The organism is Kitasatospora sp. NPDC056800 (assembly GCF_042789775.1).
GTDB lineage: Bacteria > Actinomycetota > Actinomycetes > Streptomycetales > Streptomycetaceae > Kitasatospora.
This window is the reverse complement of record NZ_JBHUAL010000060.1, coordinates 1-13742: the sequence shown is the minus strand read 5'-3', so window position 1 is coordinate 13742 and position 13742 is coordinate 1. Positions and strand designations below refer to the sequence as shown.

The 13742-nt window shown below is 75.3% G+C and carries 14 protein-coding genes; 2 read left to right on the top strand and 12 right to left on the bottom strand.

Translation table 11 applies throughout. From position 1 onward, the window contains the following. The first annotated feature begins 201 nt into the window (after nucleotides 1-201). Nucleotides 202-696 carry a hypothetical protein gene (locus tag ACFRQN_RS15920; RefSeq protein WP_380740888.1) on the top strand — a complete coding sequence of 165 codons (495 nt, stop codon included), beginning with the start codon at nucleotides 202-204 and terminating at the stop codon, nucleotides 694-696. 170 nt (nucleotides 697-866) lie between these two features. On the opposite strand, the gene ACFRQN_RS15915 is transcribed toward ACFRQN_RS15920, so the two are convergent. From ACFRQN_RS15915 to ACFRQN_RS15860, 12 genes are all read right to left on the bottom strand, one after another. Continuing rightward, a complete protein-coding gene (locus ACFRQN_RS15915; RefSeq protein WP_380740887.1) occupies nucleotides 867-1787 on the bottom strand; it encodes an alpha/beta hydrolase in 921 nt (306 codons plus the stop codon). Continuing rightward, nucleotides 1784-2485 (bottom strand): indole-3-glycerol-phosphate synthase, encoded by a 702-nt coding sequence (locus ACFRQN_RS15910; RefSeq protein ID WP_049656707.1) that lies wholly within the window; start codon nucleotides 2483-2485, stop codon nucleotides 1784-1786. Before ACFRQN_RS15910 ends, ACFRQN_RS15915 begins: the two co-directional genes overlap by 4 nt. Further along, entirely contained in the window at nucleotides 2482-3198 is a 717-nt protein-coding gene (locus ACFRQN_RS15905; RefSeq protein WP_074006269.1) for a hypothetical protein, read from the bottom strand. Before ACFRQN_RS15905 ends, ACFRQN_RS15910 begins: the two co-directional genes overlap by 4 nt. After that, a complete protein-coding gene (locus ACFRQN_RS15900; RefSeq protein WP_049656704.1) occupies nucleotides 3195-4340 on the bottom strand; it encodes an acyl-CoA dehydrogenase family protein in 1146 nt (381 codons plus the stop codon). The genes ACFRQN_RS15905 and ACFRQN_RS15900 overlap by 4 nt, the downstream gene beginning before the upstream one ends. 172 nt (nucleotides 4341-4512) lie before the next feature. Beyond that, on the bottom strand, nucleotides 4513-4887 hold the full coding sequence (locus tag ACFRQN_RS15895) for an ectoine synthase (RefSeq protein ID WP_049656703.1): 375 nt from the start codon (nucleotides 4885-4887) through the stop codon (nucleotides 4513-4515). Then, nucleotides 4881-5819, bottom strand: a complete 939-nt coding sequence (gene trpA / locus ACFRQN_RS15890) for a tryptophan synthase subunit alpha (RefSeq protein WP_380740886.1) — start codon at nucleotides 5817-5819, stop codon at nucleotides 4881-4883. Before trpA ends, ACFRQN_RS15895 begins: the two co-directional genes overlap by 7 nt. Then, a complete protein-coding gene (locus tag ACFRQN_RS15885) occupies nucleotides 5812-6840 on the bottom strand; it encodes a hypothetical protein (protein WP_380740885.1) in 1029 nt (342 codons plus the stop codon). Before ACFRQN_RS15885 ends, trpA begins: the two co-directional genes overlap by 8 nt. 5 nt (nucleotides 6841-6845) lie before the next feature. Beyond that, nucleotides 6846-7127: an acyl carrier protein gene (locus ACFRQN_RS15880; RefSeq protein ID WP_380740884.1), complete on the bottom strand. Its 282-nt coding sequence runs from the start codon at nucleotides 7125-7127 to the stop codon at nucleotides 6846-6848. A 66-nt stretch (nucleotides 7128-7193) separates the two neighbouring features. Further along, nucleotides 7194-8714: an AMP-binding protein gene (locus tag ACFRQN_RS15875; protein WP_082346031.1), complete on the bottom strand. Its 1521-nt coding sequence runs from the start codon at nucleotides 8712-8714 to the stop codon at nucleotides 7194-7196. 5 nt (nucleotides 8715-8719) lie between these two features. Beyond that, on the bottom strand, nucleotides 8720-9631 hold the full coding sequence (locus ACFRQN_RS15870) for a MaoC family dehydratase (RefSeq protein ID WP_380740883.1): 912 nt from the start codon (nucleotides 9629-9631) through the stop codon (nucleotides 8720-8722). Next, complete coding sequence (locus tag ACFRQN_RS15865; RefSeq protein WP_380740882.1) at nucleotides 9628-10863, bottom strand: beta-ketoacyl-[acyl-carrier-protein] synthase family protein; 1236 nt, start codon at nucleotides 10861-10863, stop codon at nucleotides 9628-9630. Before ACFRQN_RS15865 ends, ACFRQN_RS15870 begins: the two co-directional genes overlap by 4 nt. Nucleotides 10864-11016: 153 nt before the next feature. Then, nucleotides 11017-12228, bottom strand: coding sequence for an aminotransferase class I/II-fold pyridoxal phosphate-dependent enzyme (locus tag ACFRQN_RS15860; RefSeq protein WP_049659474.1), 1212 nt, complete (start codon nucleotides 12226-12228; stop codon nucleotides 11017-11019). A gap of 485 nt (nucleotides 12229-12713) precedes the next feature. On the opposite strand from ACFRQN_RS15860, the gene ACFRQN_RS15855 reads away from it, so the two are divergent. Continuing rightward, entirely contained in the window at nucleotides 12714-13586 is an 873-nt protein-coding gene (locus ACFRQN_RS15855) for a BTAD domain-containing putative transcriptional regulator (RefSeq protein ID WP_380740881.1), read from the top strand. Nucleotides 13587-13742: the final 156 nt, after the last annotated feature.

Genomic DNA, 13742 nt, shown 5'->3' with positions numbered 1-13742 from the left:
GGGTGGAACGGGGGTCCGTTCGTGGGCCATCGGTGGCAACCGTGCCGGGGGGCCGGGGATTCCCGCCGGAAGGGGGCGAGGGCCGGGTGCGGCGGGTGTGGCCGGGCCCGGGCGGCCGGGCCCGGGCCGCTTCGCGCGGTCCCGGCGGGCGGCCGGTGAAATCGGTTGTCTTCCCGGGCCCGGGCTGGAAAAGTCCCGTCGGTGAGTGAGGAATCCCAAGACCTGGTACTCGAAGGCGGTCTGACCTGGGCGGAGGCGGTGGAGCTCCGGGGTCTGCTCGACGACATGTTCGCGATGATGCTGTCGGTGACGGTGGAGGCCGACGTGCCCGTCCCCGGCCTGGCGGAGCAGCTGGCCCTGCTGGTCCGGACGGGGATCGGCGAGCCGCACTGCCGGATCCAGCTGAGCGAGGACGGCCTGTCCGCCGCCATCGGCCCCACCGGGCTGGACGCCGAACTCCCCCTGGCCGCTCTCGCGGCTGCCGCCGGCGCGCTCGGCGGCACGTGGGAGGACCCGGTGGTCACCGGCACCGCCATGGGTCCGGTGGCCGGTACCGCGCGGGACGCGCAGGAGCTCCCCGGTGGGGGCGGCGCCGTCAAGGTTCATATGTGGGCGGGGGTCGCCTACGCCTTCGTCGCGTACGCGCGGGAGGCGGCCCCGGTCCCTGGGGCGTGCTCGGGCGAGCCTGCCCGGTGACCGTCCGGGGGCGGCCGTGCCTGGTCCTGGCCGCGGCCTACCCGGCTGCTTGCGTTCCGGCGGGCTCCGGGTAGGCGTCCGTCCCCGGCGCGGTTCGGCCGGGCCCCGCCGCCCCTTGCCCGAGGGGGCGGCGGGGCCCTTCCACCCGCGCCAGATGGTCTGTGGGGCCGTCAGACGGCCGCGAGGAGGGGCCCGGGGGCCGCGGCGGCGGGTGCGGCCGCGCCGGGGGCGGGGGCGGGGCGGGTGAGGCAGTCGTCGGTGAAGGCGAGGGCCCGCAGGTGGTAGGGGCGGGCGGCGTGGCCCAGGGAGAGGTTGTGGCCGGCGCGGCGGGCGGTGGCCAGGTGGGCGAGGCCGTCGGGGAAGGCGGCGGTCAGGGCGGCGCGGGAGGCCGGGTCCAGGCGCCACCAGTGCTCGTGGTCGGTGAGGGTGAGGCGTACGGGGACGCGTACGCGGGCGGCGAGGGCGCTGTAGCGGGCGGGCCAGGTGGCCAGTTCGCGGGATTCGAGGGCGGGGACGGGGGTGAGCAGGGTGCGGGCGGCGTGGAAGGTGCCGGGCGGGTAGAGGTGGAGGGGGCCCCAGTTGAGGCGGCCGCCGCCGGCGAGGTCGTCGGGGCGGTCCCAGGCGCCGGGGGCGTAGTGCTGGGCGAGGCCGGAGATGTCGCAGCCGAGCAGGGGCAGGCGGGGGTCGTCGGGCCAGTGGGCGGCGAGTTGGAGGGCGATTTTGCCGCCGAAGGAGTGGGCGAGGAGTTGGACGCCGGCGCCGGTGGGGTGGGCGCGGGCGTAGTCGGTGAGGGCGGCGTGGAGGGTGGCGGCCTGGTCGGCGATGAGCTGGCCGTGCGGCAGGCGGTGGGCGGAGGCGCCGTGGCCGGGGCGGTCGACGGCGAGGACGGTGTAGCCGAGGTCGGCGGCGAGGGTGAGCAGGCTGGTGTCGGGGTGGGCGGGGCCGGCGAAGTAGGCGGCGCGCATGCCGCGGCCGTGGATGGCGAGGACGACGGCCTTGGGGGCGTGGTGTTCGGGTTCGGCGACCAGGGCGGAGACGGGGATGCCGGCGGCGTCCAGGACCAGGGAGCGGGTGCGCAGGTCGTTCTTCACGCGGCGACCCCCGCTCTGGCGGCGTCGAGGTCGGCGAGCCAGCCGGTGAGGTCGCCGGTGCGCATCAGGGAGGTGCCGATGAGCAGGGCGGCGTAGCCGGCGTCGAGGAGGCGGGCGGCGTCGTGGGGGTCGGTGATGGCGGAGGCGGAGACGGGGGCGCGGCAGCCGGCGGCGCGTAGGGCGGGTAGCAGGCGCAGGCTGCGGCCGAGGTCGCCGCGGTCGCGTTCGCGGGTGCGGATGTCCTTGTTGTTGACGGCGACGACGCATTCGGCGATGCGGGGCAGGGTGTCGAGTTCGCGTTCCTCGGTGATCTCGACGAAGGGGGTCAGGCCGAGGTCGAGGGCGGTGGTGACGAGGCGGGTGAGGGAGGTGGCGGGCAGCAGGGCGGCGGTGAGCAGGACGGCGGAGGCGCCGAGGGCTCGGGCGGCTTCGAGTTGGGCGGGGCGGGTGAGGAAGTCCTTCTGGAGGACGGGGAGTTGGGTGGCGGCGGTGACCTCGCGCAGGAGGCGGGGGGTGCCGCCGAACCAGCGGCCGGTGACGACGGACAGGCAGGGGGCGCCGGCCTGTTCGTAGCGGGTGACGAGGTCGGTGACGGTGCGGGGGCCCAGGAGGTCGGCGCCGTGGGGGTCGCGGAGTTTGACCTCCATGACCAGGGGGCGGGGGGCTGCCAGCAGGGCGTCGATGAAGCTCGGGCTCATGCGGGGGTCTCCTGGAGGCGCGGGTGCCAGGCGCGGGTGAGGGCGGTGACGGCTTCGTGGGTGAAGCGGCCGGTGCGGTCGCGGGCGGCGGTGTCGATGTCGGCGCCGGCGTACAGGGGGTGGTCGGTGACGGTGCGGTAGGTGTCGCGGTTGGTGGTGTTGAGGCCGCCGGCGAGGAGGAAGGGGATGGTGAGGCGGGGCAGCAGGGCGTGGACGTGGGCGGGGTCCAGGGCCTGGCCGGTGGAGCCGACGCGGCCGTCGTCGGTGACGGTGTCCAGGAGGAACAGGTCGCAGCCGGCGCGTTCGAAGGCGCCGGTGAAGGCGCGTTCCAGGCAGCGGCCGCGGGAGAGGTGGAGGACTTTGACGAGGACGGCGTACGGGAGCTGTTCGCGCAGGTCGGCGACGAGGGCGGGGCTCTGGTAGGCGTGGAGCTGGATCCAGCGGATGCCGGTGGCGCGGGCGAGGGCGGCGATCTTTCGGGCGTCGTCGAGGAAGGTGACGAGGACGGGTTCCAGGCCCAGGCGGATGGCGGTGGCGGCGAGGTCGGCGAGGCGGTCGGCTTCGAGGTCGGCGGGGCCGCCGGGGACGCCGTGCCACAGGCCCACCAGGGTGGGGCCGGTGTCGGCGAGGAGGGCGAGGTCGGCGCGGGTGCGGGCGCCGCAGACCTTGAGGTGGCCGGCGCGCCGGGGGGCCAGCAGGGCGGGGGCGGTCATTTGCCGAGTCCGAGCATGGCGGCGATGCGGTTGTACTGGATCTCGTTGCTGCCGGAGTAGATGGTGCCGGCGACCGCGTTGCGCACGTCCTTCTCCAGTCCGTACTCGGACATGTAGCCGTTGCCGCCGAAGACCTGGACGGCGGCCAGCGAGGTGGCGAGGTTGGACTCGCTGGTGAGGAGTTTGGCGATGGCCATGTCGACGGTGACGTTGTCGCCGGCCTCCAGGCGCTGGGCGGTGTCGTACAGCCACTTGCGGGCGGTCTCGAGGCGGATCTTGGTGTCGACGATCTTGTTGGCGACCGACTGGTAGGAGCCGATGGGCTTGCCGAAGGACATGCGGGTCTTGGCGTAGTCCAGGCAGCGGGTGAGGCGGTGCTGCATCTCGCCGGTGTTGACGATGAAGGTGTAGAGGATCTCGCGTTTCATGACGTGGTCGAGGACGAGGAAGCCGCCGCCGACGCGGCCCAGGACGCGGTCGGCGGGGACGCGGACGTCGTCGAAGTAGAGCTCGGAGAGCGGGGAGGTGCGCAGGCCCATCTTCTTGATGGGGTTTCCGGTGGTCAGGCCGGGGGTGTCGGCGTCGACGAGGAAGGCGGTGACGCCGAGGGCGCCGCCCTGGGGGTGGGTGCGGGCGTAGACGACGACGACGTCGGCGACGGGGCCGTTGGAGACGAAGGTCTTGGCGCCGTTGAGGACGAAGTGGTCGCCGTCGCGTACGGCGCGGGTGCGCATCTGCATGGCGTCGGAGCCGGACTCGGACTCGGTGATGGCGTGGGCGCCGATGGCCTCGCCGGAGGCGATGCGGGGCAGGTAGGCGTCCTTGAGGGCGGGTGAGCCGAAGGCCTGCAGGGGGACGCCGGTGGAGGCCATGGAGGTGGTGACGGAGAAGTTGAGGCCGCCGTCGCGGCAGGTGTGGCCGAGGCCTTCGAGGACGTACATGGTGGTGAGCAGGGACTGGCCCAGGCCGCCGTAGCGTTCCTCGAAGGGCAGGGAGAGGATGCCGGTCTTCTGGATCATGCGCCACTTGTCGTGGGAGAAGGCGGCCTGTTCGTCGCCTTCGATGTGGCCGGCGCTGAGGTCGTCGCCGAAGCGGGCCAGGCCCTCGCGCAGGGCCGTCTGGTCGGCGTTCCAGCGGATCATGGGATGTGCCGCCTTCCTCCCGGGCCGCCGGTGCGGGGCGCGGGGTGGCAGGCCGGCGCCCGGTGGCGCCGGCTCACGTCGGTTCCTGGGGCCCGTTCCGGGGGCCCGGGCCCCCGGGGGTGCGGGGGCGGCGGGCCCCGGTGGGGGCGCGGGGTGCCTCTGGGCTCGGGGCCTAGTAGGCGGAGGAGGAGTGGGCGTCGAGCTGGTGGACCTCGTCGCCGCGCAGGGCCGGGGAGAAGACGCACACCAGGCGCAGGTCCTCCTCGGGGCTGGCGACGAGGTAGTGGGCGTCGTGCTCGTCGAGGGCGTAGAGGCGTCCGGGGGTGATGGGGTGGGAGGTGCCGTCCATGTCGATGACCTCGCCGGAGCCGGCGATGCAGTAGCAGGCCTCGAGGTGGTTGCGGTACTCCAGGCGGGACTTGGTGCCGGCGTTGACGACGGTGTCGGTGAGGCTGTAGCCGAGGCCGTCGCTCTCCACCAGGAAGCGGCGGGACAGGCCGTTGCCCCACTCGACGGTCTTCACGTCGGCCAGGTCGCGGATCAGCATGCGGGTTGTTCCTCTCGGGTCGTGGTGCCGGCGGGGGTGGTGCGGGTGCCGGTGGTGCCGGGGGTGGTGCCGGTGGTGCTGATGGTGGTGCCGGGGGTGGTGCGTGGGGTGGTGCGGGGTCCGCCGGGCCGCTCCGGGAGGGCGGGGCGGGGGCGGAGGTCGGTGAGGTAGGCGCGCAACTCGTCGACGGGGTCGAGGCGTTCGGTCAGCGCGTGCTCGACGCGGGCGACGGCGGCGGAGCCGACGATCGCGGCGTCGGCTCCGGCGGCGGCGACGGCGGCCAGGTCGGCGGCGGCCTTGACGCCGAAGCCGACGGCGACGGGGGTCGCGGGGGCGGCGGTGCGCAGCGCGGTGACGGTGTCGGCGAGGGCGCGGTGGCCGTGTGCGGGGGTGGTGCCGGAGCGGCCGTAGTGGGCGACGAGGTAGACGTAGGCGTCGGTGGCGCCGTGGGCGGCGGCGGTGAGGACCTCGGGGGTGGAGGCGGGGTAGCAGGTGGTGACCTGGGGCAGGCCGGTGTGGTGCAGGGCGTGCTGCCAGGCGGGGCGCAGGCGCGGGGGCAGGGCGTGGACGAGCAGGGCGCGGGCTCCGGCGTCGCGGATGGCGGTGGCGGTGGCGGTGGGGTCGCGGTGGCGCAGGCTGTGGCTCCAGTCGGCGAGCAGGGCGACCTTGAGGTGGGTCAGGCGGGGGGTGAGGTCGGCGAGTTCGGCGAGGACGGTGTCCAGGGTGGTGCCGGCCGTCAGGGCGCGGGTGGCGGAGCGGCGGATGACGGGGCCGTCGGTGGGTGAGTCGGGGAAGGGGACGGCGAGTTCGAGGACGTCGACGCGCTGGTCGTCGAGCATGAGCGCGAGGTCGGTGAGGCGGCCGGCGGGGTCGCCGGCGTTGAGGAAGAGCGCCAGGCCCAGGTCGTCGCGGGGGAAGAGGGGTTCAGACACCGGCGGTCTCCCTGGGGCGGGTGGCCAGGCGCGTGGCCAGGGCGTGGGGGGCGCCGTCGGCGAGGGCGTCCAGGGCGGTGGTGTAGGCGGTGTGCCAGCGGGTGTGGCGGCCGGAGGCGAGGGCGAGGGCGGCGGCGTTGAGGGCGATGGTGTGGGTGGCGGTGGTTCCGGCGCGGCCGGCGAGGGCGCGTAGGAAGTGGCCGGTGAGGTCGTGGGGGTGGGGGGCGAGGTCGGCGAGGGTGCCTTCGGCGGGGGCGACGGCGCCGGCGGGCAGGTGGATGTCGCCGTCGGGGGTGTGGAGGGTGTTGTCGGCGAAGGGCAGGAGTTCGTCGGCGCCGGCGCTGTTGTGGGCGAGCCACACGGTGCGGGTGGTGGTGTTGGCGGCCAGGGGGCGCAGGGCGGCGAGGGCGGTGGGGGTGGCGGTGCCGGTGAGCTGGGCGGTGACGGGGACGGTGGCGAGCAGGGGGCCGAGGGTGTTGAGGAACGCGCCGAAGGGTTTGAGGGTGAGCGGGTAGAGGGTGCGGGCGAGGCGGGTGAGGGCGGGCGGGTAGACGTGGGGGCCGGCGAAGGCGATGTTGTGGCGGGCGAGGTGGTCGGCGGTGGCGGTGTGGCTGGAGGTGAGGGTGATGCCGAGGCGTTCGAGGAGGTCGACGGAGCCGGCGGCGCTGGTGTAGGCGCGGGAGCCGGTCTTGACGACGGGGATGCCGATGGCGGCGGCGGTGAGGGCGGCGGCGGTGGAGAGGTTGAAGGTGGCGGGTCCGCCGCCGGTGCCGACGATGTTGACGCTGCCGGGGTGGGCGGGGCCGGGGCCGGGGGTGCGTTCGGTGAGCGAGGTGTGCAGGGCGGTGAGGGTGTCGGGGTCGGGCAGGCGGGTGGTGAGGGCGGCCAGCAGGGCCGCTGCCTGGGCCCGGTCGCTGTCGGCCGGGCCCAGGGTGCGGTGTTCGAGCTGGTCCCACCACGAGCGCCAGGCCGCCAGGTCGACGGGGCGGGCGGCGAGGAGCGCGGTGAGGGCCTGGTGCATGGCTGTCAGCCGCCCACGGTGACGCCGGCCGCGGTGGTGGCGGTGGTGCGGCGTTCGGTGATGAAGGCGTCGATGGCGGCGACGGAGCGGAAGTTGTTGGGGTCGAGGTCGGTGTCGTCGACGGGGAGGGTGAAGTGGTCCTCGACCCAGGCGATGAGTTTGAGGACGCCGAGGCTGTCGATGACGCCGTCGGAGAGCAGGTCGTGGTCGTCGGCGAGCTGGTCGGGGGTGATGTCGGGCAGGAACTCGTCGATGAGGAACCGCTTGATCTGGGCGATGTTGCTCATGTCGGCAACTCCCTTGCGTCGGTGGCCTGGTGGCCGCTGGATGGGGTTGGGTGGTGGTGCGGGGTGTTACGGGGCGGGCAGGACGGCCTTGCGGTCGACCTTGCCGGTGGCGGTCTTGGGCAGGGGGGCGTCGTGGATGGCGAGCTTCTCGGGGACGGCGGCGCGTGGCAGGTTGCGGGCCAGGTGCTCGCGCAGGACGAGGCTGTTGAGGGTGGAGCCGGGGGTGCGCTGGACGGCGGCGTGCAGGCGTTTGCCGGTGAGCGGGTCGCTGGCGGCGGCGACGGCGGCTTCGCGCACGTCGGGGTGGGCGAGCAGGACGCGTTCGATCTCGGCGGTGTTGACGGCGACGCCGCGGACCTTGACCTGGAAGTCGGCGCGGCCGGTGAGGTGGACGCGTCCGGCCTCGTCGCGGGTGACGAGGTCGCCGGTGCGGAACCAGCGGCGGCCTTCGCCGGCGCCTTCGGGCTGGGTGGTGAAGCGTCCGGTGTCGCGGGAGCGGTCGAGGTAGCCGGCGGCCTGGAAGGGGGTGGAGACGTAGAGTTCGCCGCTGCCGGGGCCGTCCAGGGGGGTGCCGTCGGCGGTGGCGACCAGGGTGCGCACGCCGGGCAGCGGGGTGCCGATGGGCACGGGCAGGGCGGCGGCGGCGTCCAGGCGGTCCAGGCGGTGCAGGAAGCTGTCGTTGGTCTCGGTGCAGCCGTAGATGTTGTACAGCTCGGCGCCGGGCAGCAGGGCGGGCAGGGCGGCGAGGGTGCGGGCGTCGATGGCGTCGCCGGTGAACGCGGCGTGCTCGACGCTGTCCAGGACGTGGGCGCCGGCGGCGGCCTGGACGAGCAGGGCGTAGGCGAGGGGGACGGCCTGCAGGACGTGGGGGCGGTGGCGGATGAGCTGGGCGAGCAGGTGGCGGGCGTTGAGGGCGTGGGCGGGGTCGATGAGCAGGCAGGTGCCGCCGGCGGCGAGGGTGGCCCACACGTCGAGCAGGGCGAGGTCGAAGTTGAGGGGCGCGTAGTTGGCGACGGTGCGGCCGGGGCCGAGGTCGAAGGTGTCGTGGGCCCAGGCGGTGAAGCGGTCGACGGCGCCCTGCGCGAGGGGGACGATCTTGGGCAGGTCGGTGGAGCCGGAGGTGGTGAGCATGAAGGAGGTGCCGGCCGCGAGGGTGGGCACCGGGGCGGGGTGGGGCAGGGCGGGCAGCCGGGGGGCGTCCTGGCCCAGGGGGGCGAGCAGGCGCCGCGCGCCGGCCTGGGCGAAGAGCGCGGCCAGCAGGGCGGGGGCGAGCTGCGGGGAGGGCAGCAGGAAGGGGCGGCGCTCCATCAGGCAGGCCAGCACCAGGGCAACCGCGGCGGGTGACTTGACGGCGTACAGGCCCACCGGTTCGCCCGGTGCCAGGTCGAGGGCGTTCAGGCGGGCGCGTTCGGCGTCGGCGGCCTCGGCGAGCTCCCGGTAGCTGACGCTCTGGTCGTGCCAGAGCAGGGCGGGGGCGTCGGGGCGGGTGCGGGCGTGGGCGGTGAACGCGTCGGGCAGGGCGAGCGGCGGCAGCGCGGTGTCCTGGACGGGGCGGCCGAACGGGGCGCTGCTGGGGGTGGTGGTCACGGCGTTCACTCCCCCGCCGGTGCGATGCGCGCCCAGCCGGCCTTGACGGCGGTGCCGGCCTCGGTGGCGATGGTGAAGCGCACCACGGTGCCCCGGTCGTGGGGCTGGAGGGTCAGGCGCAGTTCGGTGCCGGGGCGGGTGGGGGCGGCGAAGCGGGCGCCGAGCGCGGTGACGCGGGCGGGGTCGCCGCCGGCGTGGCGGTCGGTGATCTCCTCGGCGGCCAGGGCCACCAGGTGCATGCCGTGGGCGATGACGCCGGGGAAGCCGGCCGCGCGGGCGGCGTCGTCGTCGAGGTGGATGGGGTTGAGGTCGCCGGAGGCGTGGGCGTAGGCGCGGGTGTCGCCGGCGTCCAGCACGTGGGTGAGGACCAGGGGCGGGCCGTCGGGCACGGAACCGGGGTGGGCGGCCGGCGGCAGGGCGCCGTACGGCTCGGTGCCGGTGGCGCCCAGCAGGAGCGCGGCGGTGGCGAGGTCGGCGAGCGGGGCGCCGGTGGCCGCGTCGGTGAGGCGGGTGGTCAGGGCCAGGCGGGTGCCGCGGGCCTCGCGGCGCACGGCGGCGACCTCGACGGCGACGTCGACGTCCCCCGCCGTGAGCGGGGCGTGGGTGCGGATCTCCTGGGCGAGGTGGACCACGCCGGTGAACCCGTGGTCGCCGGCGGTCAGCGCGCCGACGGTGTGCTGGGCGAGGGCGTGGGCGGCGACGAAGGGGTGCGCGGGGCCGGCCCCGGCGCGGGCGGGGGCGCCCAGGCGGGCGCGGGCCGCGGCCCGGTAGGCGGCCAGGTCGCGGTCGGTGACGTGCAGGCGGGTGCGCGACACCGGACCGGCGGGCGCGGTCACGGCGGGTACGGCCTGTCCGGCCTGTCCGGCGGGTGCGGCGGGTGCGGCTTGTGCGGCGGGTGTGGTCGTGGGTGCGGTCATAGCGGGGTCACCACCAGGGTCGTGTTGTGGCCGCCGAAGCCGAACGAGTTGGACAGGGCCGCGCCGGCGCGCACCGGGCGCGGCGCGGTGTGCACGACGTCGAGGTCCAGGCCCTCTTCGGTCTTCTCGTGGTTGGCGGTGGGAGGGACGGTGCGGGCGTTCATGGCCTCGATGGCGGCGATCAGCTCGACGGCGCCGGCGGCGCCGATCAGGTGGCCGATGGCGCCCTTGGTGGAGGTGACCGGCACGCCGTGGGGGCCGAACACGGCGCGCAGGGCGGCGGCCTCGGCCCGGTCGTTGTGCACGGTGGAGGTGCCGTGGGCGTTGACGTGGGCGATGTCGCCGGGCGCGAGGGTCGCGTCGGCGAGGGCGGCGCGCATCGCGGCCACCGCGCCGGCGCCGTCGGGGCGCGGGTTGGACAGGTGGTAGGCGTCCGCGCTCGCGCCGTACCCGGCGAGCAGCGCGTACGGGGTGCGGCCGCGGGCCCGGGCGTCGTCCAGGCGTTCCAGGACGAGGAAGCCGGCGCCCTCGCCCATCACGAAGCCGTCGCGGTCGGTGTCGAAGGGCCGTGAGGCGCGCCCGGGTTCGTCGTTGCGCAGGGAGTGCGCGCCGAGGTTGCCGAACGCGGCCAGGGTGACGGGGGTGAGGGTGGCCTCGCAGCCGCCGGCGATCACCACGTCGGCGCGCCCGGTCTCCAGCAGCAGGGCGCCGTGGCCGATCGCGTCCGCGCCGGAGGCGCAGGTGGTGGCGATGGTCAGGGCCGGCCCGTTCCAGTGCAGGCGCATCGCGATCTGGGCGGCGGCCGCGTTGGGCATGGTGACCAGCGGCATCAGCGGGGAGACCCGCAGCGGCCCGTGCTCGGTGTACAGCGCGGACTCGCGGTCGCTGGTGGTGCGTCCGCCCACCGCGGTGCCCACCACGATGGCGCTGCGCCCGGGTTCGGGTTCGGGGCGTCCGGCGTCGGCGTGGGCGGCGAGTGCGGCGAGGGTGCCGTAGTGGGCGAACGGGTCGAGGCGGCGGGCGTCCTTGGCGGGGACGAGGTCGTTGTCGGGCAGGTCGGTGACCTTGCAGCCCAGGCGCACCCGGTGGCGGGCCAGGGCGGGGTCGGTGAGGGCGGTGGCGGTGGAGCGCCCGGAGGCGACGGTGCGCCAGAGGTCCTCGACGGTGTGGCCGGCGGGGCTGACCACGCCGAGGCCGGTGACGGCGATCGGCGGCCGGTGGTGGGGGGCCATGGCTTCGTCTCCTTAGCGCGGTCGCGCGGGCGGCCCGGCGGTGGCAGCGGGGGCGGGGCGGGCTGGTCCGGGCCGGCCGGTCGGATCAGGCGGGCCGGGCCGGCCGGTCGGATCAGGCAGGCGGGGCGGGCCGGATCGGTCGGGCCGGGCGGGTCAGATCAGGCCGGTCTGGGCGGCGGCGGTCAGGAACGCCTCGGCGGCGAAGTCGATGTCGGCGGCGGTGTGGCGGGCGGTGACGGCGATGCGCAGCCGGGCGAGGTCGTTGGGCACAGCGGGGGTGACGACGGGCAGGCCGATGACGCCGGCCTTGCGGCAGGCGGTGGCGTAGTCGTAGGCGGCATCGTCGCTGCCGGCGATGACGGGCAGGACGGCGGTGGTGGAGTCCATGGTGGAGATGCCGGCGTCGTTGAGGCGGGTGCGCAGGCGCTGGGCCTGGGTCTGGGTGTGGGTGACGCGCTCGGGTTCGCGGCGCAGGATGCGCAGGGACTCCAGGGCGGCGCCGGTCTGGGCGGGGCCGAGGGCGGCGGAGAACAGGAACGGGCGGGCGGCGTAGCGCAGGTGGCCGATGAGGTCGTGGCTGCCGGCGATCCAGCCGCCCATGGAGGGGATGGCCTTGGAGAGGGTGCCGAGTTTGACGTCGACGCGGACCTTGTGGTCGAAGTGCTCCTCGATGCCGCCGCCGGTCTTGCCGATGACGCCCAGGGCGTGGGCCTCGTCGACCATGAGGAGGGCGTCGTAGCGGTCGCAGACCTCGCGCAGTTCGGGCAGCGGGGCGATGTCGCCGTCCATGGAGTAGACGCTGTCGACGATGACCAGGCGCACGCCGGTGGGGGCGGCGGCCTTGAGGCGGCGCTCGAGGTGGTCGACGTCGTTGTGGCGGAAGCGGGTGACGGTGGCACCCGACAGGCGGCAGCCGTCGACGATGGAGGCGTGGTCGTACTTGTCGATCAGGACGGTGTCGCCCTGGCCGACGAGGGCGCCGACGGTGCCGACGTTGGCGGCGTAGCCGGAGCCGAAGACCAGGGCGCGTTCGCGGCCGGCGAAGCGGGCGACCTCGGCTTCGAGTTCCTCGTGCAGGGGGATGGTGCCGGCCAGGGCGCGCACGCCGTGGTTGCCGGTGCCGTAGACGTCGACGGCGGCCTTGGCGGCGGCCACGACGCGTTCGTCGCCGGCCAGGCCGAGGTAGCTGTAGCCGGACATCATGAGCAGGCGCTCGCCGTCGAGGTCGCAGTAGGCGCTGTCGCGTTCCATGGTGTAGGCGACGAAGCTGTTGCGCCGGGAGGGGTCGGACTCCAGTGCGGCCACGCGGGCGTTCGTTGCGGCGAGCTTCGGCTCCAGGCGGTCCCATGCTCCGGTGGCGTTCACGGGTTTCTCCTTCACGGCGTCACGGTGTTCACGGCTTTTCACGGTTGTTCGCGGCTGTTTCGCGGTTGCGTGCGGCTGTTTCGCGGTTGTTCGGGGCTTTTCGCGGCTCGGGGTGTTTCTCGAAGCCTTCACGCGGGGTGCTCAAGGATGGCTACATTTCTACGGCAGGATGCGCAAGGCGTCCGCAATAGGCGCTTTCCTGGCCTGCGGGAACGCTCTGACGTGCGGAAACCTTGCGTCCACGACGCATTGACCGGCCGGTGGGTATGTTTCCGCAACCGGTGTTGACACCGCGCGATGCGGCGAATGTATGGTCGAAATCCGCCGAAACCGAACGGCTGGTCGGCGGTTTATTGTTCCGATCCGCAATTTCCCACGCCGACGGCCGGAACGGGCCGTCACTTCCGCTTTGGCTCGAGGGGGTTGGAGCTCGTGTTGAAAGGCTTCAGGGAAGACGGTCCGTCCGGTAGATCGGGGGCCCGCGCATGCTGATCCGCCTGACCGGTCTGGTGGCCGTCGAGCACGAGGACGGCGCCCCGCAGCACCTGTCCAGCGCCCAGGCCCAGGTGGCGTTCGCCCGCCTGGTGCTGGAGCGCTCCAGCGGCACCAGCCGCGACCAGCTGGCCGACACCATCTGGCCCGACGGCCTGCCCGACACCTGGGCCTCCGCGCTGCGCAGCGTGGTGAGCCGGGTGCGGGCGTTCGTCACCGATCCGGGGCAGGGGCCCGGTGCGACCCCGCTGATCTCCCAGGGCGGGCGGTACGTGCTGCGGCTGCCCGCGGACGCGGCGGTGGACCTGGAGGCGGCGGCCTCGGCGGTCGGCGAGGCCGGCGAGGCGCTGGCCTCGGGCGGCCACGCGGTGGCGCAGCAGCTGGCCGCGGGGGCGCTGGCGAACCTGCGCGGGGCGTTCCTGCCCGACCACGAGGGCGAGTGGGCGCAGGGGGTGCGCGAGCACGTGGAGGAGCTGCGCATCAGCGCGTTGGAGACGGCGAGCCTGGCGGCGTCGGCGCTGGGCGAGGAGCACCACGCGCTGCGCTGGGCGGACGAGGCGGTGCGCCGGGCGCCGTTCCGGGAGAGCGCCTACCGCTGCCGGATGGAGGCGCTGGCCGCCTCCGGCAACCGGGCGGAGGCGCTGCGCTGCTACCAGCAGCTGCGTCAGGTGCTGGCCGAGGAGCTGGGCATCGACCCGGCCGCCGAGACCCAGGAGCTCTACCTGGCGATGCTGCGCTCCCCCGTGCCGGCGGCGCCGGCGCCGGCGGCGGTGCGGGCGGTGGACCCGGTGCTGATGGGGATCTTCGAGCCGCTGGCGCTGACCCGTCTGGCCCGGGCGGCGCCGGCGCCGGTGCGCGCGGCCTGAGCCCGGGGCCCCGCGCCTGCGCCCGCGCCTGCCGCTGCCGTTGTGCCGCTGCGGCGTGCCCCGCCGGTCCCCTGTCCGGCGGGGGGCGCCGCCCGTGTCCCCGGGGCCGCACCATCCCGCCCCCCGCCCCGGCCGCCCGCCCCCCGGCCCCGCGGG

Bases quoted from the DNA above. Each gene is read 5' to 3' on its own strand.
- ACFRQN_RS15910 (WP_049656707.1), bottom strand. From the start codon at position 2,485: ATGAGCCCGAGCTTCATCGACGCCCTGCTGGCAGCCCCCCGCCCCCTG.
- ACFRQN_RS15905 (WP_074006269.1), bottom strand. From the start codon at position 3,198: ATGACCGCCCCCGCCCTGCTGGCCCCCCGGCGCGCCGGCCACCTCAAG.
- ACFRQN_RS15900 (WP_049656704.1), bottom strand. From the start codon at position 4,340: ATGATCCGCTGGAACGCCGACCAGACGGCCCTGCGCGAGGGCCTGGCC.
- ACFRQN_RS15895 (WP_049656703.1), bottom strand. From the start codon at position 4,887: ATGCTGATCCGCGACCTGGCCGACGTGAAGACCGTCGAGTGGGGCAAC.
- ACFRQN_RS15885 (WP_380740885.1), bottom strand. From the start codon at position 6,840: ATGCACCAGGCCCTCACCGCGCTCCTCGCCGCCCGCCCCGTCGACCTG.
- ACFRQN_RS15880 (WP_380740884.1), bottom strand. From the start codon at position 7,127: ATGAGCAACATCGCCCAGATCAAGCGGTTCCTCATCGACGAGTTCCTG.
- ACFRQN_RS15870 (WP_380740883.1), bottom strand. From the start codon at position 9,631: ATGACCGCACCCACGACCACACCCGCCGCACAAGCCGCACCCGCCGCA.
- ACFRQN_RS15865 (WP_380740882.1), bottom strand. From the start codon at position 10,863: ATGGCCCCCCACCACCGGCCGCCGATCGCCGTCACCGGCCTCGGCGTG.
- ACFRQN_RS15855 (WP_380740881.1), top strand. From the start codon at position 12,714: ATGCTGATCCGCCTGACCGGTCTGGTGGCCGTCGAGCACGAGGACGGC.